The organism is Pseudomonas sp. (assembly GCF_046581935.1).
Lineage (GTDB): Bacteria > Pseudomonadota > Gammaproteobacteria > Pseudomonadales > Pseudomonadaceae > Aquipseudomonas.
The window spans coordinates 70,493-92,065 of record NZ_JAYGFK010000003.1 but is presented as its reverse complement, the minus strand read 5'-3'; the positions used below and the strand labels follow the sequence as shown (position 1 = coordinate 92,065).

The following is a 21,573-nucleotide window of genomic DNA, read 5'->3' as shown; positions in this document are numbered from 1 at the left end:
TCAGTCTGCCGCAGCCTAGAGCTGCTGCGGCGCCTTGGTATCTGCTCACGCAGAGCAGCCCGGAAACAACAACAAAAAACCGTAAGAGGCATTTATGCGTAAACCGGAACTCGCCGCCGCCATCGCCGATAAGGCGGATCTGACTAAAGATCAGGCAAACCGTGTACTTAATGCGGTACTTGAAGAAATCACCAATGCACTGAACCGTAAGGACAGCGTCACTCTGGTGGGCTTCGGTACTTTCGTGCAACGCCATCGCGGTGCTCGCACCGGTAAAAACCCGCAAACCGGCGAGCCGGTAAAGATCAAAGCCAGCAATACCGTCGCTTTCAAACCGGGCAAGTCCCTGAAAGACGCGGTCAACTGAGTCTAAAGGCCCGGAGTCCTTGGCTCCGGGTTGTTCCTTGGCAGGCTGTTTACCCTTCTTTCAGCCGGATGTAGTCCCCCGAACAAACCGCTACAATGCGCCGCCTTTTCCTTTCCCTTGCGAGGCCTTGCGCATGAAATTCCGTTTTCTTCTGTGGATGCTGGGCCGCCTGATGGCCAAGGCCAGCCGTGAAAACCCAACGTTCCAACAGCAATTGCTCGACCGCGATATGGTGTTTCAACTGCACACCCTGGACGGCAAAGTAGCCCGTCACTTCATCGTTAAAGACCAGCGCATCACCAGCAAGCGCGGCACGGCTACTGAGCCTGCCTTCGCCCTCGGCTTCAAAGATGCGGCCTACGGTTTCGCCACTATGAGTGCGAAGAACAAGCAGTTGGCCTTTATGCAGGGTATCCAGAACAAGGACATCCAGATTCAGGGCAACCCCGCGCTGGTTATCTGGTTCCAGGGCCTGACCAAGTACCTGATGCCGAAAAAGAAAGACGCCGCGAAAAAGGCAGCCTGATTCGCCGTTCTACACGCCAGGGCGTACTCGCTACGCCCGAGTGCAGGGGCTTGCGGCAATCCGGCTTGCGCTAAAAGCGCATCAGCCTCTAGGCTGGGTACAGCCACTGTGAGAGCTTGCCCATGCGTCTGCTGCTGATTGCCCTGCTGTTGTCCTCCCCCCTTACTTACGCCGCCCCTGCCAAAGTCGATGCTTTTGCGCCGTTATTCGAGCTGGCAGGCATTCGTTTGCTCTGCGAACAGAGTGCCCCGCTGGTACAGCGGGGTTTGGCGGCTAAGCAGCAGGAGCAGTTGGCCAAGGTATTTGCTGCCGATGGGATATGTCTGGATCTGGCTAAGCGTCTGAGTAGCACGCTTGATCAGGTACAGCTGCAACGCGCCCAGGAGCTGCTGGAAAGCCCGCTGGCGGAGGACTTTACGGCTGCCGAGCGGGCGGTCGGTGAGGGTGGTACGGAAGGGTTGACGGCTTATCGCAAGCAGCTCGTTGAGCGTGCACCACGCGAGGAGCGCTTGGCTTTGGTGCGGCGGCTGGATGCTGCCGCACACACTACGACCTTGGCCACCCTGCTGCGTTATGAAGTCGGTAAGACGCAGGCATTGCTGGTCTTGCAAGCGCGTGGTGAAAGTCTCGATGAGTCAGCCTTGAGCAGCCAGACAAAATCTCAGGAAGACGTGCTGCGTGCGTCCAGTGCGCAGGCAGTGGAGTCCTTCATGCTTTACGCCTACCGGCGCATGCCCAGTGACAAACTGGCCGAATATGCCGCGCTATATGAGCAGCCTGCGGTTGCCCAGTTGCTCGAGGAAAGCGTGCGGATCTTGCCCGAGTTGTTTGCTGCCCGGCGCGCGCAGCTGGGTAAGTAAGGTTTGCTGTAAACCAACAAGGGGCCAGTAGGCCCCTTGTTTTCTTCACCGCACGCTTATTTTGCTGGATGAAACTGCATAGCCAATTCGCGCAGGGCGACTTCGGCGGCGAGCACCTTGCTTACGGCTTCTTCGGCCTTTTCGCGGCTGATGCCGAGGTTGTCGAATAGGCTTTGCGGAATCTCGCTCTGCGGCCCGGAACCGATGCCACGGTTGCGCAGCAGGCTGACCGACAGGCACACCAGGTTCGGATAGGCGGCATGCGCGCCGGCGTATTCTGAGTCGTGCTGGAAGCGCAGGGCGCTAGCAAGCTCTTCTGGCATGTCCCAGTAGCGCATCAGCCAGGAGCCGATTTGTTCGCGGGTGATACCGAGCAGGTGTTGCTCGATATAGCTGTGCGACAGGTGCGGGTTGACCTCAAGGTGGCGGCAGATCAGCGAGAAGTGCGGTGGAAACACATGCGCGAGCACCAGGTAGCCGAAATTGTGCAGCAGGCCCGCCAGGTAGGTCAGGCCAGCTTCCGGGCGTTGTGCCCGCGGAATGGCGCGGGTCAGCCCTTCAATCACGGCCGCAGTGTAGATCGCCTGTTGCCAGTAAGGCGTGGCTTGTTGCGGTTGGTCTTTGGGCAGGCTCAAGGTTTTACCCAAGGCCAAACCGAGTGCCAGGTTGATCACCAGATCAAAGCCCAGCACGCGGACGATGGCGTCTTCCACCGAGCGGATCTTGCCCGGAGCGGCGTAGTAGGGCGAGGCCGCCCAGCTGACGACCTGCGCCGCCAAGGCGGGGTCGGTTTCCACCACACCAGTGATGTCATCCACCGTGGCTTCCGGGGAAACCCGCAGTTTGATGATCTTCTGCGCGGTCTCCGGCAGCGGCGGAATCTCGATGGTCTCTTCTAAACGTTGCTGGATACGGCGTGCCGTGAACGCTTGTACCGCCTGGGTGATTTCTGCGCGGTCGTCGTCCGGGCGGTCCAGGTTCAGGCGGATATTGCTCAGCGGCTCGCCGAAGCGTGCGGCACTGGCCTTGCTCAGCAAGCTCTTGAAGGCCTCGGTGGTCAGCTCCAGCAGCACGCCGGGTTGGCCTGACTCGATATACAGGCTGGGCACCTGCAGCAGGCGCTCGTCATACAGGCACGGTGAGCTGGTCAGCGGTGGCAGGCCGGGCAGCGCCTTCAGCTTGTGCTTGCCGAGCATGCGTTCCAGGCGCTCCGGTCTGACCGCCGTGAGCTGGCGACCGGTCAGTTCGGTGAGGCGATTAAGGTCGAGTAACTGGCTTTGCGGAAAGAGCACCAGCAGCGCACCAACGGCATCGTCGAGCAGTACTGCCTGCAGCCGTTGCGCGGCGGGTAGGCCAGGCAGATCAAGGCAGACCTGGTAGGCCAGCCCCAGTTTCTCCAGCAATTGCACAATCACCGCTGGTGGTTGCGAATGGGTGTCGGCAGCAAGGGCGAGATCAGTCATGGCGGTATCCGGCAGAGGCAGCAGTGCTTTGAGTATAAACAGCCGCCTGGCGAAAAAACGTTACAGGCGACCTATTTGCTGTTTGCAGTATCACACTTGTCCGTATTGTTGGCCGTGTCGCAGCCAGCGTTCAAGCAGCGGGCTGACGTGCTGCGGCCAGTGTTCCAGTAGTGTCTGGGCCGCTTCGCGGACTGCTGGCAGCAGGTCGGCATCGCGCATCAGGTCGGCCACTTTAAATTGCAGCAGGCCGGTTTGTCGGGTGCCGAGCATCTCGCCTGGGCCACGCAACTCCAGATCTTTTTCAGCGATGACAAAACCATCGCAGGTCTCGCGCATGATTGCCAGTCGTTGACGGCCCAGTTGCGATAACGGCGCGTGATACAGCAGCAGGCAGTGGCTCGCAGCGCTGCCCCGGCCGACACGCCCGCGCAGCTGGTGCAATTGGGCCAGGCCCAGGCGTTCGGGGTTTTCGATAATCATCAGGCTGGCATTGGGTACGTCCACGCCAACTTCAATTACCGTGGTGGCGACCAACAGTTGCAGCTGGCCCTGCTTGAATTGGTCCATCACCGCAGCCTTTTCTGCGGGTTTCATGCGTCCGTGGATCAAGCCAACATTCAGGCCGCCCAGCGCGGCAGTCAGATCACTAAAGGTAGTTTCCGCAGCCTGGCAGGTCAGTTCCTCGGACTCTTCAATCAGCGTACACACCCAATAGGCTTGCCGGCCTTCGTTACAGGCCAGGCGCACCCGCTCGACAACCTCCAGGCGGCGGCTGTCGGCGATCACCAGGGTATTCACCGGGGTACGGCCTGGCGGCAGCTCATCGAGAATTGAGGTATCCAGATCGGCGTAGGCGCTCATTGCCAGGGTTCTGGGGATCGGTGTGGCGGTCATGATCAGCTGGTGCGGGCACATGCGCCCACCGATGCCTTTCTGCCGTAGTGCCAGACGCTGCTGTACGCCGAAGCGGTGCTGCTCATCGATAATCACCAGTGCGAGCTTGGCAAAGCGCACTTCATCCTGAAACAGGGCGTGAGTGCCGACCACCATGGGCGTGTCGCTGGCGATCTGCTCCAGCGCAGCAGCGCGGGCTTTGCCCTTGAGCTTGCCGGCTAGCCAGGCGACTTCAAGGCCCAGCGGCGCGAGCCATTTGCTGAAGTTGATGAAGTGCTGTTCGGCGAGGATTTCAGTGGGCGCCATCAGCGCCACTTGATAACCCGCCTCCAGTGCCTGTAGCGCGGCAAAGGCTGCCACCACGGTTTTGCCGGCACCCACATCGCCCTGTACCAGGCGCAGCATTGGCTCGCTTTGGCTAAGGTCGTAGGCGATTTCCGCGCCGACCCGCTGTTGCGCGCCGGTTGGGGTAAAGCCCAGGTTGGCCAGGTATTGCTGCGGTAGTTTTTTTGCCATGGGCATGGCCGGAGCCTGTTGCGCACGTACGCTCTCGCGCAGGCGCTGCAACGACAGCTGGTGGGTCAGTAACTCTTCGAAGGCCAGGCGGTGCTGGGCCCAGTGACGGCCTTCGGCGAGCTCTTCCAGGTCGGCGTCTGGCGGTGGCCGGTGCAGGTAGCGAATGGCCTGGTCGAGCGGGCTTAGCTGGTAATCGTCAGCCAGCTCGCGCGGTAACCAGTCTGGCAGGCTGTGCGGGCCGAGGCGCGCCAGGGCCTGTTCGCTGAGCTGGCGTAGGCGCTGTTGTGTCAGGCCTTCGGTGGTCGGGTAGATCGGCGTGAGGGTTTGCTCTACGGCGATCTGCTCGCTGCCGGACAGCGCGCGGTATTCCGGGTGATAGATTTCCAGGCCAGAAGAGCCTGGCCGAACTTCGCCGTAGCAGCGCACTTGGGTGCCGCGTTTGAGGCCTTCTTTCTGTGCCTGGCTGAAGTGATAGAAACGCAAGGAGAGGGTGCCGCTGCCGTCCTGCAGGCGCACCAGTAGGCTGCGCCGGCGACCCATGACCACATCGGCGCCGGCGATTATGCCTTCAACCACGGCATCCTGGCCCGGCCGCAGAGCGCCAATCGGCACGATGCGGGTGCGATCTTGATAGCGCAACGGCAGGTGGAACAGCACGTCCTGCAGGGTCTCCAGGCCGACCTTGGCGAGTTTTTCGGCCAAGGCAGCGCCCACGCCTTTTAGCGCGGTGACAGAAGTGGCGGCCAGCTCGCTCATTGTCGAGTCTTAGGCGCTTGGCGTTAGCGGGCGAGCCACCGAGCACAGGCGGATCGAGTCAGTCAGCACTTCGATGGCATTCGGCCGTGGGAAGCTAGCGCGCCAGGCGATAGCCACGGTGCGGAAAGGCGTCGGCGGGCTGAGCGGGCGTACTTCAATCACGCCGGGGGCGTAGTGGTGGCTGTCCACGGCGGAGAACGGCAGGATCGACACGCCAAGGCCCGAGGCGACCATGTGGCGGATGGTTTCCAGCGAGCTGGATTCCACCGTGGTGTGCTTGGCGCTGTCTTCGCCGCCCTTACGCAGGGTTGGGCAGGCTTCCAGCACCTGGTCACGGAAGCAGTGGCCTTCACCGAGCAGCAGCAGGCTTTTGTCATTCAGCAGTTTGCTATCGATGGTTTTCATCGCCGCCCAAGGGTGGCCGGCCGGCAGCAGCGCATAGAACGGCTCGTCGTAGAGCGGTTTGGTCAGCACGTCGGCTTCGTGGAAGGGCAGGGCGATGATGATTGCGTCCAGCTCGCCATTGCGCAGCTTGTCACGCAGCACGTGGGTGAAGTTCTCTTCGATGTACAGCGGCATCTGAGGAGCAACACGGTGCAGTTGCGGGATCAGATGAGGAAACAGATACGGGCCGACGGTGTAGATCGCACCGATTTTCAGCGGCGCAGCCATCTGGTTTTTGCCTGCCTGGGCCAGCTCGCGGATACCTTGGGCCTGCTCCAGCACTTTCTGTGCTTGGGTGACGATGCCTTCACCGACGGGCGTCAGGCGCACTGCGCTCTTGCTGCGCTCGAAGATCAGCACACCTAGCTCATCTTCAAGCTTCTTCACCCCTACAGACAGCGTCGGTTGGCTGACGTGGCATCGCTCGGCCGCGCGGCCGAAATGCTGCTCCTGAGCGAGGGTGACTATGTAGCGCAGTTCAGTGAGGGTCATAGTCTTTATCCATTGAGATGCGGCCAAGCATAGCGACTGTATTCAATGGAACCAACTGCTGATGCCGTTCTGTAGGACTGTTAAGGCTCCAGCGACGGTTCTGGTGGTTGGCCGTGGGTTAATGTCGCTGACCAACAGAAAATATTTGGTTACTAAAGTGTTGTACGAATAGAATTGTGCCCATACTTAGCGGGTGCCCCTAATCGGGGTCAGTGCTCGCAGTAATAAAATTATAGAAGCCGTTCCTTTTAACAGGGAGTACCGGCATGCCTGATGCGGTAACGACCATGTCCCATAACTGGGCTTTTGCTGTGTTCCTGCTTGGGGTCTTCGGCCTCATTGCTTTTATGCTTGGGCTGTCCAGTCTGCTGGGTAGCAAAGCCTGGGGACGCAGTAAGAACGAACCCTTCGAATCCGGCATGTTGCCCGTCGGCAGCGCACGCCTGCGCCTGTCAGCCAAATTCTATCTGGTCGCGATGCTCTTCGTGATCTTCGACGTTGAAGCCCTCTTTCTCTTCGCTTGGGCAGTTTCGGTGCGCGAAAGCGGCTGGGCTGGGCTAATCGAAGCTACAGTCTTTATAGCAATTCTGTTGGCAGGTCTTGTCTACCTTTGGCGGATCGGGGCGCTCGATTGGGCACCTCAGGGACGTCGCGAGCGGCAGGCGAAGCTAAAACAATGAGGCTTTGGCGATGCAATATAAACTTACTCGGGTCGACCCGGATGCGCCTAATGAGCGCTATCCGGTCGGCGAGCGGGAGACTGTTTCCGACCCGCTGCTAGACGATCAAGTCCACAAGAACATCTACATGGGCAAGCTCTCGGATGTTCTCACCGGCGCAGTGAACTGGGGGCGCAAGAACTCCCTCTGGCCCTACAACTTCGGGTTGTCCTGCTGCTATGTGGAAATGACCACCGCCTTTACTGCGCCGCACGATGTGGCACGGTTCGGCGCGGAAGTTATCCGCGCTTCCCCTCGCCAGGCAGACTTCATGGTCATTGCCGGCACCTGCTTTATCAAGATGGCTCCGGTCATCCAGCGCCTGTACGAACAGATGTTGGAACCCAAGTGGGTGATCTCGATGGGCTCCTGCGCCAACTCTGGCGGCATGTACGACATCTATTCCGTGGTTCAGGGTGTCGACAAGTTCCTGCCTGTAGACGTTTATATCCCCGGTTGTCCGCCCCGTCCTGAGGCATTTCTGCAAGGCTTGATGCTGTTGCAGGAGTCCATTGGCCAGGAGCGTCGCCCGTTGTCCTGGGTCGTCGGTGATCAAGGTGTTTACCGTGCTGACATGCCTTCGCAGAAAGAACAGCGCCGCGAACAGCGTATCGCCGTAACCAATCTGCGTAGCCCCGACGAAGTGTAAGCCTGGGCTCGTGTGAGCCCGCCTACTGACGCCGTTGACCGATAGCGACCGAGATCATGACTGCAGACAGCATTCTGTCCATTCCGCCGTACAAGCCTGACGACCAAGACGTGGTCGTTGAGCTGAATTCCCGTTTTGGCGCTGACGCCTTTACCGCGCAAAGCACCCGTACCGGCATGCCGGTGCTGTGGGTGGCCCGCGAGCGGTTGGTCGAAATCCTGACCTTCCTGCGCAACCTGCCACGCCCTTATGTGATGCTGTATGACTTGCATGGCGTCGATGAGCGCCTGCGCACCCAGCGCCGTGGCCTGCCCGGTGCGGATTTCACCGTGTTCTACCACCTGATGTCGCTGGAGCGGAACAGCGACATCATGCTTAAGGTGGCGCTCAATGAGCGTGACCTGAATATGCCCAGCGTTACCAGCATCTGGCCCAACGCCAACTGGTATGAGCGTGAAGTCTGGGACCTCTACGGCATCCATTTCACCGGTCACCCGCACCTGACGCGGATCATGATGCCGCCGACCTGGGAAGGCCACCCGCTGCGCAAGGATTATCCGGCGCGCGCCACTGAGTTCGATCCGTTCAGCCTGACCCTGGCCAAGCAGCAACTGGAAGAAGAAGCGGCGCGCTTCAAGCCGGAAGACTGGGGCATGAAACGCGGCGGTGAGCACGAGGACTATATGTTCCTCAACCTCGGCCCGAATCACCCGTCGGCCCACGGTGCGTTCCGCATCATTTTGCAGCTCGATGGGGAAGAGATCGTCGACTGCGTACCGGAGATCGGCTACCACCACCGTGGTGCCGAGAAGATGGCCGAACGGCAGAGCTGGCACAGCTTTATTCCTTACACCGACCGCATCGACTACCTCGGTGGGGTGATGAACAACCTGCCGTACGTGCTGGCCGTGGAAAAGCTCGCGGGTATCACCGTGCCGCAGCGGGTCGACGTGATTCGTATCATGCTGGCCGAGTTTTTCCGCATCACCAGCCATCTGCTGTTCCTTGGAACTTATATTCAAGACGTCGGCGCGATGACGCCGGTGTTCTTCACCTTCACCGACCGCCAGCGCGCTTATAAGGTGATCGAGGCGATTACCGGCTTCCGTTTGCACCCGGCGTGGTATCGCATCGGCGGCGTTGCTCACGACCTGCCGCGCGGTTGGGATCGTCTGGTCAAAGAGTTCGTCGACTGGCTACCCAAGCGCCTCGACGAGTACGAAAAAGCCGCGCTGAAAAACAGCATTCTCAAGGCGCGGACCATCGGTGTGGCGCAGTACAACACCAAAGAAGCGCTGGAGTGGGGCACTACGGGTGCCGGTTTGCGCGCCACTGGCTGTGATTTCGACCTGCGCAAAGCGCGGCCGTATTCCGGCTACGAGAACTTCGAATTCGAAGTGCCGCTGGCGGTCAATGGCGATGCCTACGACCGTTGCATGGTGCGTGTAGATGAGATGCGCCAGAGCATCAAGATCATCGACCAATGCCTGCGGAATATGCCGGCTGGCCCTTACAAGGCGGACCATCCGCTGACCACGCCGCCGCCGAAAGAGCGCACGCTGCAGCACATTGAAACCCTGATCACCCACTTCCTGCAGGTTTCCTGGGGCCCGGTAATGCCGGCCAACGAAAGCTTCCAGATGATCGAGGCGACCAAGGGCATCAACAGTTATTACCTGACCAGCGACGGCAGCACCATGAGCTACCGCACGCGCATTCGTACGCCAAGCTTCCCGCACTTGCAGCAAATCCCTTCGGTGATTCGCGGCAGCATGGTGGCTGACCTGATTGCGTATCTGGGCAGTATCGACTTCGTTATGGCCGACGTGGACCGCTGACATGATCCAGACAACCAACAGCAGCACACTTATTCAGACTGACCGTTTTGCCCTGAGCGAAACCGAGCGCTCGGCCATTGAGCATGAAATGCACCACTACGAAGACCCGCGCGCGGCGTCGATCGAAGCGCTGAAGATTGTGCAGAAGGCCCGTGGTTGGGTGCCGGATGGCGCGGCGGATGCCATCGGCGAGATTCTCGGCATCCCGGCTAGCGATGTCGAAGGTGTGGCCACCTTCTATAGTCAGATCTTCCGCCAGCCGGTGGGGCGGCACATCATCCGCGTGTGCGACAGCATGACCTGTTATATCGGCGGCCATGAGTCGATTCTCGAGAGCATCCAGCAACAACTGGGTATTGGCCTCGGCCAAACCAGTGCCGACGGCCGCTTTACCCTGCTGCCAGTCTGCTGCCTGGGCAACTGCGACAAGGCGCCGGCGGTGATGATTGACGATGACACCTTTGGCAATCTGCATGCCGACGGCGTCGCCAAACTGCTGGAGGCCTATGCATGACTACGCTGACGTCCATGGGGCCGGCTAACACCATCGCCCGCAGTGAAGAAACTCACCCGCTGACCTGGCGCCTACGTGACGACGGCCAACCGGTGTGGCTGGAGGAGTATCAAGCGAAGAACGGCTACGCCGCCGCGCGCAAGGCGCTCGCCGAAATGGCCCAGGCCGATATCGTGCAAACCGTGAAGGACTCTGGCCTCAAAGGTCGCGGTGGTGCCGGCTTCCCCACCGGGGTGAAGTGGGGGCTGATGCCCGCCGACGAATCCATGAACATCCGCTACCTGCTGTGTAACGCGGATGAAATGGAGCCCAACACCTGGAAAGACCGCATGCTCATGGAGCAGCTGCCACACCTGTTGGTGGAAGGCATGCTGATTTCTGCGCGGGCGCTCAAGGCCTATCGCGGTTACATCTTCCTGCGCGGCGAGTACGTCGATGCAGCGGCGAATCTGAATCGCGCCATTGAGGAAGCCAAGGCCGCCGGCCTGCTGGGCAAGAACATTCTCGGTAGTGGTTTCGATTTCGAGCTGTTCGTGCATACCGGTGCCGGTCGCTATATCTGCGGTGAAGAAACTGCGCTGATCAACTCCCTCGAAGGTCGCCGCGCCAATCCGCGCGCCAAACCGCCGTTCCCCGCTGCAGTCGGGGTGTGGGGCAAGCCAACCTGCGTGAATAACGTGGAAACCCTGTGCAACGTGCCGGCCATCGTCGGTAACGGCGTGGAGTGGTACAAAAGTCTGGCGCGACCAGAGAGCGAAGACCACGGCACCAAACTGATGGGCTTCTCCGGCAAGGTGAAGAACCCTGGCTTGTGGGAACTGCCGTTTGGTGTGAGCGCCCGTGAGTTGTTCGAGGATTATGCCGGCGGCATGCGCGACGGTTACACGCTGAAATGCTGGCAGCCCGGTGGCGCTGGTACCGGCTTCCTCCTGCCCGAGCACCTCGATGCGCTGATGTACGCCGGCGGTATCGGCAAGGTTGGCACGCGCATGGGCACCGGCCTGGCATTGGCGGTGGACGACAGCATCAGCATGGTTTCGCTGCTGCGCAATATGGAAGAGTTCTTCGCCCGCGAATCCTGCGGCTGGTGTACTCCGTGCCGTGATGGCTTGCCCTGGAGTGTGAAGATTCTCCGTGCTCTTGAGCGCGGCCAAGGCACTCAGGACGATATCCAGACCCTGCTCGGGTTGGTCAACCTTCTCGGCCCCGGCAAGACCTTCTGCGCCCATGCACCGGGTGCCGTCGAACCGCTGGGCAGTGCGATCAAGTATTTCCGTTCGGAGTTCGAGGCTGGCGTGGCCAGCGCGGCGGCTCCGGCAGCGACGGGGCAATTCGCTCCCGCGTAAAAAAATGGCGCTCTGGCGGCCACTAACCTGGCCCCGCAGCACACCGTGATTCCATTAGCCAAGCCTGCTTCGGCGGGTAAAGAAGAAACCTGAACCATGGCCACTATCCACGTAGACGGCAAAGATTTCGAAGTCGATGGGGCGGACAACCTGCTGCAGGCCTGCCTGTCCCTCGGGCTCGATATCCCTTACTTCTGCTGGCACCCCGCGCTCGGTAGCGTTGGTGCCTGCCGCCAGTGCGCGGTTAAGCAGTACAGCGATGAAAACGACACGCGCGGGCGTATCGTCATGTCCTGCATGACGCCGGCCACCGATAACACCTGGATCAGCATCGACGATGCAGAGTCCAAGGCGTTTCGCGCCAGCGTCGTTGAATGGCTGATGACCAACCACCCGCACGACTGCCCGGTGTGTGAAGAAGGCGGCCATTGCCACCTGCAAGACATGACGGTGATGACTGGCCACAACCAGCGCCGTTATCGCTTCACCAAACGCACCCACCAGAACCAGCAGCTCGGGCCGTTTATTTCTCACGAGATGAACCGCTGCATCGCCTGCTACCGCTGCGTGCGTTATTACAAGGACTATGCCGGCGGCACTGACCTCGGTGTGTATGGCGCGCATGACAACGTGTACTTCGGCCGCGTCGAAGACGGCGTGCTGGAAAGCGAGTTCTCCGGCAACCTGGTCGAGGTCTGCCCAACCGGCGTGTTCACCGACAAAACCCACTCCGAGCGCTACAACCGCAAGTGGGACATGCAGTTCTCCCCAAGCATCTGCCACGGCTGTTCCAGCGGCTGCAACATCAGCCCTGGCGAACGCTATGGCGAATTGCGGCGCATCGAGAACCGCTTTAACGGCGATGTGAACCAGTACTTCCTCTGTGACCGTGGACGTTTCGGTTATGGCTATGTCAATCGCGCTGACCGTCCGCGTCAGCCGCTGTTGCTCAGCGCCGATGGCAATCAACAGCTGGGCCTTGATGCGGCCCTAGACAAGGCTGCCGAGCTGCTCAAGGGCAAACGGCTGATCGGTATCGGTTCGCCGCGCGCCAGCCTGGAAAGCAACTTTGCCCTGCGTGAGCTGGTTGGCGAAGCCAACTTCTTCAGCGGTATCGCCGCTGACGAGCTGGAGCATATCCGCCTGATCAGCGACATTCTGCAGAACGGCCCGCTACCCGTGCCGACCCTGCGTGAAGTGGAACAACACGACGCGGTGTTTATCCTCGGTGAAGACCTGACCCAGACCGCTGCGCGTTTGGCCCTGGCCCTGCGTCAGACAGTTAAAGGCAAAGCCACCGAGATCGCCGCCGGAGCGAAGATTCAAGAGTGGCATATGGCAGCGGTGCAAAACGTCGCGCAGGACGCGCTGAATCCGTTGTTTATCGCCAGCGTTACGACGACTCGTTTGGATGATATTGCCGAAGCCTGCGTGCATGCAGCGCCTGCTGATTTGGCGCGTATTGGTTTCGCTGTGGCCCATGCCATCGACCCTAGCGCGCCGGCCGTTAATGGTCTGGATGCCGACGTGGTCGAGCTGGTGCAGTTAATTGCCGAGGCTTTACTGGAGGCCAAGCGTCCGCTGATCGTCTCCGGGGCCTCGTTGGGTAGCCGGGAAATTATCGAAGCCGCGGCCAACATCGCCAGCGCGCTGAAAAATCGCGAGAAGAACGCCTCCATCAGTTTGGTTGTACCGGAAGCCAACAGCATGGGCTTGGCCCTGCTGCTGGGTGAAACCTTCGCCGGCAAGTCCGTCGACGACGCGCTGCAGGCGCTGACGACGGGCCAGGCTGACGCAGTGATCGTGCTGGAAAACGACCTCTATCGCCGCGCCGAGAGAGCCAAGGTTGATGCCGCACTGGCCGCTGCTAAGCTGGTGATTGTGGCTGATCACCAGATGACCGCCACCAGCGCCAAAGCTCACTTGCTGCTGCCTGCGGCCAGCTTCGCTGAAGGCGATGGCACCCTGGTCAGCTTCGAAGGCCGCGCCCAGCGCTTCTTCCAGGTGTTCGAGCCGAGTTACTACGACGCCAGTATCCTGATCCGCGAAGGCTGGCGCTGGCTGCATGCGCTGCACAGCACAATCCTGGGCAAGCCGGTCGACTGGACCCAGTTGGATGAAGTTACCGCCGCCTGCGCGGCTGCTAATAAGCCGTTGGCTCGCATTGTCGAAGCCGCGCCTAATGCCTCGTTCCGCATCAAGGGGCTGAAACTGGCGCGCGAGCCGCACCGTTACAGCGGTCGCACGGCGATGCGCGCCAATATCAGCGTGCACGAGCCGCGTCAGCCGCAGGATAAAGATTCGGCCTTTGCCTACTCCATGGAAGGCTATTCCGGCAGCAAGGAAGACCGCCAGCAGATTCCATTCGCCTGGTCGCCGGGTTGGAACTCGCCGCAAGCCTGGAACAAGTTTCAGGACGAAGTCGGCGGCCACCTGCGTGCCGGCGACCCTGGCGTGCGTCTGCTAGCAGGCAACGGTGTTGCGCTGCCCTGGTTCAACGTACCGCCAGCCTTTAACCCTGCTCCTGGCACGCTGCAGGCTGTGGCACTGCATCATCTGTTTGGCAGCGAGGAAACCTCGGCAGGGACTGCGCCGCTGCAGGAGCGCATTCCCGTGCCGTACGCATTGCTGGCCAAGGCCGAAGCGCAGCGCTTGGGCGTGAATGACGGCGCACTGCTCAGCCTGACGGTTAAAGGGCAGGCCTTGCGTTTGCCCGTGCAGATCACTGAAGAGCTGGCCATTGGCGTCGTTGGGCTGCCGGTGGGCTTGCCGGGTATTCCCGCGCAGATCGCCGGTGCCGTGGTCAGCCACATTGAGGAGGCCGCGCAATGAGTTGGCTAACGCCTGAGGTGATCGACGTGCTGATCGCGGTGCTCAAAGCCATCGTGATTCTGCTGGCCGTGGTGATTTGCGGCGCGCTGTTGAGCTTTGTCGAGCGGCGCTTGCTCGGTTGGTGGCAGGACCGCTACGGCCCGAACCGGGTGGGGCCGTTCGGTATGTTCCAGATTGTCGCGGACATGCTGAAGATGTTCTTCAAGGAAGACTGGACGCCGCCGTTCGCCGATAAATTTATCTTTATCCTCGCGCCGATGATCGCCTTTGCAGCGATGCTGATGGCCTTCGCGATCATCCCGGTCACCCCGAACTGGGGTGTGGCAGACCTGAACATCGGCATCCTGTTCTTCTTCGCCATGGCAGGGCTGTCGGTGTATGCGGTGCTGTTTGCCGGCTGGGCGAGTAACAACAAGTTCGCCTTGCTTGGGGCGCTGCGCGCCTCGGCGCAGACGGTGTCTTACGAGGTGTTTCTGGCGCTGTCGCTGATGGGCATCGTCGCCCAGGTTGGCTCGTTCAACATGCGCGATATCGTCGATTACCAGGCGCAGAACCTGTGGTTCATCATTCCGCAGTTCTTCGGCTTCTGTACCTTCTTTATCGCCGGCGTGGCGGTGACTCACCGTCACCCGTTCGACCAGCCGGAAGCCGAGCAGGAGTTGGCCGATGGTTACCACATTGAATATGCGGGGATGAAATGGGGCATGTTCTTCGTCGGTGAATACATCGGCATCATCACCATTTCCGCGCTGCTGGTGACCCTGTTCTTCGGCGGTTGGCATGGCCCGTTCGGCCTGTTGCCACAGATTCCGTTTATCTGGTTCGCCCTGAAAACCTGTTTCTTCATCATGATCTTCGTCCTGCTGCGCGCTTCGATTCCGCGCCCACGGTATGACCAGGTCATGGCCTTCAGCTGGAAGTTCTGCCTACCGCTGACTCTGATCAACCTGCTGGTGACCGGCGCTGTTGTGCTGGCTACGGCCCAGTAAGGAGAAACACACATGTTCAGCTACATCAAAGATGTTGTGACCGGCACCTACACCCAGTTGCGCAGCATGGTCATGGTGTTCAGCCACGGCTTTCGCAAGCGCGATACCCTGCAATACCCGGAGGAGGCGGTGTACCTGCCGCCACGCTACCGTGGCCGCATCGTGCTGACCCGCGACCCGGATGGCGAAGAGCGCTGCGTGGCCTGCAACCTGTGTGCGGTGGCCTGCCCGGTGGGTTGCATCTCGCTGCAGAAAGCCGAAACCGAAGACGGTCGTTGGTATCCGGACTTTTTCCGCATCAACTTCTCGCGTTGCATCTTCTGCGGTTTGTGTGAAGAAGCCTGCCCGACCACGGCTATTCAGCTCACCCCTGATTTTGAAATGGGCGAGTTCAAGCGGCAGGACCTGGTTTACGAGAAAGAAGACCTGCTTATCAGCGGCCCTGGCAAAAACCCGGACTACAACTTCTACCGCGTCGCCGGTATGGCCATTGCCGGCAAGCCGAAAGGTGCCGCGCAGAATGAAGCCGAACCCATCAACGTCAAAGGCCTACTGCCCTAAGGAGCCCGTTTAATGCCTGCTGCGCTTGTTGATACTGCGTTGAAAACAGACTCGGAATGCTCATGTACAAAAGTACACTCCGCTTCCTCTCCTGTTTCTGCCTTGCATGGCTCTAGCTCGCGAGATCGTAAAAAGGTTCTAAGCCTCATAAAGACCGGCTGACCGTTAGAACTAAGCCGCTGTGCGCAGCCTGCTACACTGCACGCCATTTCGTTTAGCAGGCCTGTACCGTGACCAACACCGTTTTCTCTTCTCTGCCGCTTTCCGCCGCCATGCTGGCGAACCTCGAGTCCCTCGGTTACAGCGAGATGACCCCGATTCAGGCGCAGAGCCTGCCGGTAATGCTCAAGGGCATGGACCTGATTGCTCAGGCAAAAACCGGCAGCGGCAAGACCGCCGCCTTCGGCATCGGCCTGCTCAACCCGCTCAACCCGCGCTACTTTGGCTGCCAGGCACTGGTGATCTGTCCGACCCGCGAGCTGGCCGACCAGGTGGCCAAAGAACTGCGCCGCCTGGCGCGCTCTGCCGACAACATCAAAATTCTTACTCTATGCGGCGGCGTGCCCTTCGGCCCGCAGATTGCCTCGCTGGAACATGGTGCGCAGATCATCGTCGGCACGCCTGGGCGGATTCAACAGCACCTGAGCAAAGCCACGCTGAAACTCGACGGCCTCAATACTTTGGTGCTTGATGAAGCCGACCGCATGCTCGACATGGGCTTCTACGACAGCATCGCCGAGATCATCAGCCAGACCCCAAGCCGCCGGCAGACGCTGTTGTTCTCCGCCACCTACCCGAGCGGCATCAAGCAGCTGTCCGCGACCTTTATGCGCGACCCGCAACAGGTCAAAGCCGACGCCCTGCACGACGACACGCAGATCGAGCAACGTTTCTACGAGATCGCCCCGGAAGAGCGCATGGAGGCTGTGGTCAAACTGCTCAACTGCTACCGCCCACAATCTTGCGTGGCGTTCTGCTTTACCAAACAGCAGTGCCAGGAAGTGGTCGATCACCTAACCGCCAAAGGCATCTCAGCCGCCGCGCTGAACGGCGACTTGGAACAACGTGACCGTGATCAAGTTCTGGCGATGTTTGCCAACCGCAGTCTGTCGGTACTGGTGGCCACCGATGTCGCCGCCCGCGGCCTGGATATCGACGCACTGGACATGGTGATCAACGTCGAGCTAGCGCGCGACTCGGAGATTCACATTCACCGCGTCGGCCGTACCGGTCGTGCTGGTGAAAAAGGCCTGGCCATGAGCCTGGTGGCTCCTGCCGAAGGCCATCGCGCCCAGGCCATCGAAACCCTGCAAAGGGCGCCGCTCAACTGGCATCCGCTGAGCAGCCTGAAACACCAGGGCGGCGCACCGCTGCAGCCGCCGATGATTACCCTGTGCATTGGCGCGGGACGCAAAGACAAACTGCGCCCCGGTGACATTCTTGGCGCACTGACTGGCGATGCGGGCATCCCTGGCGCGCAGGTGGGCAAAATCGCCATCTTCGACTTCCAGGCCTATGTGGCCGTTGAGCGTGTCGTGGCCATGCAGGCACTCAAGTGCCTCAGCGAAGGCAAAATTAAGGGACGCTCACTGCGCATTCGTACCCTATAGTTGCCTAACAACACGAGCTAAATAGACGCCTGCAGTAATGCGGACAGCGGAGAAGGAGCGCCCCTTGCGTAATATTCTGGTGGTCGAAGACAGCCCCTTGGTGCTGAAAATTCTCGAGCATCTGTTTCGCAAGGAGACCGGATTTCAGCCGGTCTTTTGCGCCTCCATGGGCGAGGCCCAGATGATGCTGGAAACCTCGGCGGAGCTATTCTTCGCCGCCATCCTCGACCTCAACCTGCCGGATGCACCCGACGGCGAGATTGTCGACGTGGTAATGGCCTATCACCTGCCCTGCATCGTGCTCAGCGGTACCTATAACGAGCAGCGCCGCGACCAGATGCTGCTCAAGGGCGTGGTTGATTACGTACTCAAAGAAAGCCAGCACTCCTACGAATACGTCCTGCGCCTGTTACACCGCCTGGAAAGTAACAGCGAGGTGAAAATCCTTATCACCGAGGACTCCATCGCCACCCGTCACTACATCCGCCACGTGCTGACGCCACACCGTTATCAGATTTTCGAGGCGGGGGATGGCGACGAAGCCCTGCGCATTCTCCACGAACAACCGGATATCGACATGCTGGTAATCGACCACAGCATGCCTGGCCTCAGCGGTTTTGACCTGGTCAAACTATTGCGCCAGAAGATGAAGCGCCACGAGCTGATCATTCTCGGCCTGTCAGCCGATACCAAAGGCTCGCTCAGCGCCAAGTTCATCAAACACGGTGCCGATGACTTCCTGCGCAAACCCTTCTGCCCGGAAGAACTCAACTGCCGCGTAATGTCGACGCTGGAGCGACGCGACTTGTTGCGCGCACTAAAAAAAGCCGCACAGTTCGATGCACTGACCGGGCTGAACAACCGCCGGGCGTTTTATGAACATGGCCAGCAGCTGTTACAACAGGCTCGTGCGGATGGACGCAATATCAGCGTGGCGATGCTTGATTTAGATTTCTTCAAACGGATCAACGACGAACATGGCCACGCCAGCGGCGATGCTGCGTTGATCGGCTTCGCCAGAGCATTTGCGGGTGCATTTCCCGACGCCCAGCTCGGCCGCCTCGGGGGAGAAGAGTTCGCCATGCTCAGCCAGCAAGAAGCAGAACCCCTGAGCGACAGCCTCGACCAGCTACGCCGCCACTGCGCCAGCCTCAAGTACGCCATCGGCGCACCACCTTTGTCGTTCAGCGCCGGTATCTATCATGGCGCACCCGACGACCTGGAAAGCCTGCTGCACCAGGCCGACCAGCGCCTGTATCAGGCCAAGAGCCAGGGCCGTGGCCGCAACTACTGGCAGTGACTACAAACCGTGGCGCTGAAAAATCTGCTCGTAACTACCATCGGCGCGCATAGCCTCAATAGCCGTATTGAACGCGTCGACCACCTGCTGATGCTGCGGATACTTGCGGCTGACCAGAATATGCAGTCCGTTCTCGCTTAACGGCTGCGGCAAGAACTCCAGCTGATCACGAATTCCGGCCAGGCTACGATTCAGGTGGAACCGCGCGACCAATTCATCTTCCAGCGTTAGCTGTACCCGCCGCGCCTGCAACATTCGCGCAGCCACTTCAAAGCTGACCACGCCAACCTTGCTCAGACGGCTGTCTTGATCAAACGCACTGGAGTAGGCATAACCGCGCACCACCGCAATGCTGTAGGGATACAGATCGGGCAATTGGCTGAACTTAATTTTGCTGCCCTTGCGTTGTAGCAAACGGATGCGGTTAACCAGGTAGGGCTGCGAATAATTGCCGAAAGTCGCGCGTTCATCGGTATACCAGGCGTCGATCAGCACATCGTAAGTGTCTTGCTGCAAGCCACGCACCGCACGCTCCCAGGGCACTTGAACATAGCTGGTGGTGTAGCCGGCACGGGTCAAGGCGGTGGTCACCAAGTCGGAAGCCACGCCGTTATTCGGCAATGTTTGGTCACTGAACGGCGGCCAAGGGTCCGCGACCAAACGCAAGAGTTCCGCAGCGTTTCCATTCAGGGGCAGCAGCAGCGCCAGCGACAGCAGATAGACACGCAGCCCATTCATCAACGGCAGCTCCAGAACAACAGAAAGCTAATCCTAGTCGATCACTGGCCCAGTCACACGCCGCTGTCCTCAGTTAAGATGCGCGCTGTTTTGCGCCAGCCTTGGCGCACGCCGCATGTTGAGGAAATAGCTGTGCTTACACCCCAGGTTGTGATTATTGGTGCTGGTGCCGCCGGACTTATGTGCGCGCTCACTGCGGCCGCGCGTGGGCGTCAGGTGCTGTTGATTGATCACGCCAACAAGCCCGGCAAGAAAATCCTCATGTCCGGTGGTGGGCGTTGCAATTTCACCAACATGTACTGCGAGCCGAGCAACTTCCTCTCGGAAAACCCGCACTTCTGCAAATCCGCACTGGCGCGTTACACCCAGTGGGACTTTATTGGCCTGGTGGCCAAGCATGGCGTGCCTTACCACGAGAAAAAGCTCGGCCAACTGTTCTGCGACAACAAGGCCTGCGACATCCTCGGCCTGCTGCTCAGCGAATGCGCAGAAGCCGGCGCTGAACTGCGCATGGACACCTCAGTCAGCGAGATCAGCAAACTGGACAGCGGCTATCAGCTGCAAACCAGTGCTGGCGAAATACGCTGCGAATCCCTAGTGATCGCCACCGGCGGCCTGTCGATTCCAACCCTGGGCGCGACTGGCTTTGGCTATCAGGTGGCCAAGCAATTCGGCCACACGCTGCTACCGACGCGAGCCGGTTTGGTGCCCTTCACTATCACCGACCCACAGCTCAAAGAGCTGTGCAACGAGTTGTCTGGCACCTCGGTGGAAGATTGCGTGGTGAGCTGCAACGGGCAAAGCTTCAAGGAAAACATCCTGTTCACCCACCGCGGCTTGAGCGGCCCGGCAATTCTGCAGATTTCCTCGTTCTGGCAGCCCGGCGAGGCGATCAGCATCAATTTGCTGCCGCATATCGACCTACCCGAGTGGCTCGCCACGCAGCAACGCGAACGCCCCAATAGCGAATTAAAAACCCTGCTGGCCGAGCTGTTTACCAAGAAAATGGCCGGACTACTAGCCGACAACTGGTTCGCCTCCAAGCCCATGAAGCAGTACACCCACGCCGAGCTCAAGGCGATTGCCGAGCAGCTTGGCGACTGGCAACTGGTACCCGCCGGCACTGAGGGCTATCGCACCGCCGAAGTCACGCTGGGCGGTGTGGATACCCGCGAGGTGTCATCAAAAACCATGGAATCGCTGAAGTCATCGGGGCTGTACTTCGTCGGCGAAGTGCTGGATGTGAGCGGTCATCTGGGCGGTTTCAACTTCCAATGGGCCTGGGCATCCGCTTACGCGGCCGCACAATACGCCTGAGCATATGCACCAGGCGCAGCTGCCTCTAGCCACGCGGTTACAGCGCGCGCTGGACTGGACCGTATTGCGCCTCATAGCGCGCCAATAAACGCCGAAACCAGCGATCCACCGCCGAGTCATCAGCCCACGGCTGCGTACCCAGGCACCACGCCCAGAACAGCAGCCCCGCCACCAGATAATCGCTACCGGCGGACGACTCACCATCTAAATAGGTGGACTCCGCCAGCCAGGCCTCAAGCGGTTGCAGGGCTTTACGCAAGGCCTCCTCACCCGCCTGCGGATCGGCGAACGCTTCCAGGCTCATGCCCAGAGCCTTTTCTCGGCTGCTGCGAAAATAGGCCTGATCCGCCGCCGCAATCACCCCCTGCACACGCGGCAGGAGAATCTTCAGCAACGGCATGCGCACACTCTGAAACAGCACTTTTTCCAGCAGCCGCGCTCGCGTAGCCGCCACACCATCACCAAGCAGTGGGTTCGCCGGATAGGTGCGGTCCAGGTAGGCAAAGATCGCCACGCTGTCATGCACCACCTGCTCACCATCGCGCAGCACCGGCACCAGCGTCTGCCCGGAGCACGCCAGCGGCGCCTTATCGGTAAAGATCAGTGGCCGGCTCTCGAAGTCCAGCCCTTTGTGCTGCAAGGCCAGGCGCACTCGCCAGCAGTAAGGAGAGAACAGCAGCTGAGGATCACTGCCACAGAGTTCATAGAGTTCACGCATGGGAGCCCTCGTAGTGGATTGTGGATGCCCGATAGTGCCGGGACGCTGGCTGATTTGCCAAGTCGCTTTCAGGCTCGGGCTTCTCAGGCGCAGCAAGGCTCAGTAACCTGCATCGGTAAAGCGA

At 60.1% G+C, this 21,573-nt stretch carries 19 protein-coding genes; 14 read left to right on the top strand and 5 right to left on the bottom strand.

Annotated elements, in window-relative coordinates:
* The first annotated feature begins 94 nt into the window (after window positions 1-94).
* The 3 genes from VCA57_RS02460 (at window position 95) to VCA57_RS02450 (ending at window position 1,753) form a co-directional block, all read left to right on the top strand.
* Entirely contained in the window at window positions 95-367 is a 273-nt protein-coding gene (locus tag VCA57_RS02460; protein WP_090250753.1) for an HU family DNA-binding protein, read from the top strand.
* Between the two features lie 133 nt (window positions 368-500).
* Window positions 501-893: a helicase gene (locus tag VCA57_RS02455; RefSeq protein ID WP_411183375.1), complete on the top strand. Its 393-nt coding sequence runs from the start codon at window positions 501-503 to the stop codon at window positions 891-893.
* A 122-nt stretch (window positions 894-1,015) separates the two neighbouring features.
* A complete protein-coding gene (locus VCA57_RS02450; RefSeq protein WP_411183374.1) occupies window positions 1,016-1,753 on the top strand; it encodes a hypothetical protein in 738 nt (245 codons plus the stop codon).
* A 56-nt stretch (window positions 1,754-1,809) separates the two neighbouring features.
* Here VCA57_RS02450 and VCA57_RS02445 read toward each other — a convergent pair whose 3' ends face one another.
* The 3 genes from VCA57_RS02445 to VCA57_RS02435 all read right to left on the bottom strand — a co-directional run bounded on the left by VCA57_RS02445 (window position 1,810) and on the right by VCA57_RS02435 (window position 6,318).
* A complete protein-coding gene (locus tag VCA57_RS02445) occupies window positions 1,810-3,216 on the bottom strand; it encodes an aminoacyl-tRNA deacylase and HDOD domain-containing protein (protein ID WP_411183373.1) in 1,407 nt (468 codons plus the stop codon).
* Window positions 3,217-3,306: 90 nt separating this feature from the next.
* Window positions 3,307-5,382: an ATP-dependent DNA helicase RecG gene (recG, locus tag VCA57_RS02440; RefSeq protein WP_411183372.1), complete on the bottom strand. Its 2,076-nt coding sequence runs from the start codon at window positions 5,380-5,382 to the stop codon at window positions 3,307-3,309.
* 9 nt (window positions 5,383-5,391) lie between these two features.
* Window positions 5,392-6,318: a hydrogen peroxide-inducible genes activator gene (locus VCA57_RS02435; protein WP_411183371.1), complete on the bottom strand. Its 927-nt coding sequence runs from the start codon at window positions 6,316-6,318 to the stop codon at window positions 5,392-5,394.
* A 266-nt stretch (window positions 6,319-6,584) separates the two neighbouring features.
* Between VCA57_RS02435 and VCA57_RS02430 the strand changes: the two genes are divergently transcribed.
* The 10 genes from VCA57_RS02430 to VCA57_RS02385 all read left to right on the top strand — a co-directional run bounded on the left by VCA57_RS02430 (window position 6,585) and on the right by VCA57_RS02385 (window position 18,676).
* Window positions 6,585-6,998 (top strand): NADH-quinone oxidoreductase subunit A, encoded by a 414-nt coding sequence (locus VCA57_RS02430; RefSeq protein ID WP_090379694.1) that lies wholly within the window; start codon window positions 6,585-6,587, stop codon window positions 6,996-6,998.
* Between the two features lie 10 nt (window positions 6,999-7,008).
* On the top strand, window positions 7,009-7,686 hold the full coding sequence (locus VCA57_RS02425; protein WP_411183370.1) for a NuoB/complex I 20 kDa subunit family protein: 678 nt from the start codon (window positions 7,009-7,011) through the stop codon (window positions 7,684-7,686).
* Window positions 7,687-7,742: 56 nt separating this feature from the next.
* Window positions 7,743-9,524, top strand: a complete 1,782-nt coding sequence (gene nuoC, locus VCA57_RS02420; RefSeq protein WP_411183369.1) for an NADH-quinone oxidoreductase subunit C/D — start codon at window positions 7,743-7,745, stop codon at window positions 9,522-9,524.
* Between the two features lies 1 nt (window position 9,525).
* On the top strand, window positions 9,526-10,038 hold the full coding sequence (gene nuoE, locus VCA57_RS02415; RefSeq protein WP_411183368.1) for an NADH-quinone oxidoreductase subunit NuoE: 513 nt from the start codon (window positions 9,526-9,528) through the stop codon (window positions 10,036-10,038).
* The gene (gene nuoF / locus VCA57_RS02410; RefSeq protein ID WP_411183367.1) at window positions 10,035-11,384 is read left to right on the top strand and encodes an NADH-quinone oxidoreductase subunit NuoF; all 1,350 of its coding nucleotides are present in this window, start codon (window positions 10,035-10,037) and stop codon (window positions 11,382-11,384) included. Before nuoE ends, nuoF begins: the two co-directional genes overlap by 4 nt.
* Window positions 11,385-11,480: 96 nt before the next feature.
* The gene (nuoG, locus tag VCA57_RS02405) at window positions 11,481-14,216 is read left to right on the top strand and encodes an NADH-quinone oxidoreductase subunit NuoG (protein WP_411183366.1); all 2,736 of its coding nucleotides are present in this window, start codon (window positions 11,481-11,483) and stop codon (window positions 14,214-14,216) included.
* Window positions 14,213-15,205, top strand: a complete 993-nt coding sequence (gene nuoH, locus VCA57_RS02400; RefSeq protein WP_411183365.1) for an NADH-quinone oxidoreductase subunit NuoH — start codon at window positions 14,213-14,215, stop codon at window positions 15,203-15,205. The genes nuoG and nuoH overlap by 4 nt, the downstream gene beginning before the upstream one ends.
* A 12-nt stretch (window positions 15,206-15,217) precedes the next feature.
* Window positions 15,218-15,766 carry an NADH-quinone oxidoreductase subunit NuoI gene (gene nuoI / locus VCA57_RS02395; RefSeq protein ID WP_411183364.1) on the top strand — a complete coding sequence of 183 codons (549 nt, stop codon included), beginning with the start codon at window positions 15,218-15,220 and terminating at the stop codon, window positions 15,764-15,766.
* A gap of 230 nt (window positions 15,767-15,996) precedes the next feature.
* The gene (dbpA, locus tag VCA57_RS02390) at window positions 15,997-17,376 is read left to right on the top strand and encodes an ATP-dependent RNA helicase DbpA (protein WP_411183363.1); all 1,380 of its coding nucleotides are present in this window, start codon (window positions 15,997-15,999) and stop codon (window positions 17,374-17,376) included.
* 64 nt (window positions 17,377-17,440) lie between these two features.
* Window positions 17,441-18,676 (top strand): diguanylate cyclase domain-containing protein, encoded by a 1,236-nt coding sequence (locus VCA57_RS02385; RefSeq protein WP_411183362.1) that lies wholly within the window; start codon window positions 17,441-17,443, stop codon window positions 18,674-18,676.
* On the opposite strand, the gene VCA57_RS02380 is transcribed toward VCA57_RS02385, so the two are convergent.
* Window positions 18,677-19,414, bottom strand: coding sequence for a substrate-binding periplasmic protein (locus VCA57_RS02380; protein ID WP_411183361.1), 738 nt, complete (start codon window positions 19,412-19,414; stop codon window positions 18,677-18,679). It abuts the gene before it with no gap.
* Between the two features lie 132 nt (window positions 19,415-19,546).
* Between VCA57_RS02380 and VCA57_RS02375 the strand changes: the two genes are divergently transcribed.
* A complete protein-coding gene (locus VCA57_RS02375) occupies window positions 19,547-20,731 on the top strand; it encodes an NAD(P)/FAD-dependent oxidoreductase (protein WP_411183360.1) in 1,185 nt (394 codons plus the stop codon).
* A 37-nt stretch (window positions 20,732-20,768) separates the two neighbouring features.
* Here the strand turns inward: VCA57_RS02375 and VCA57_RS02370 are convergent, their stop codons facing one another.
* Entirely contained in the window at window positions 20,769-21,449 is a 681-nt protein-coding gene (locus VCA57_RS02370) for a glutathione S-transferase (RefSeq protein WP_411183359.1), read from the bottom strand.
* Between the last annotated feature and the right edge of the window lie 124 nt (window positions 21,450-21,573).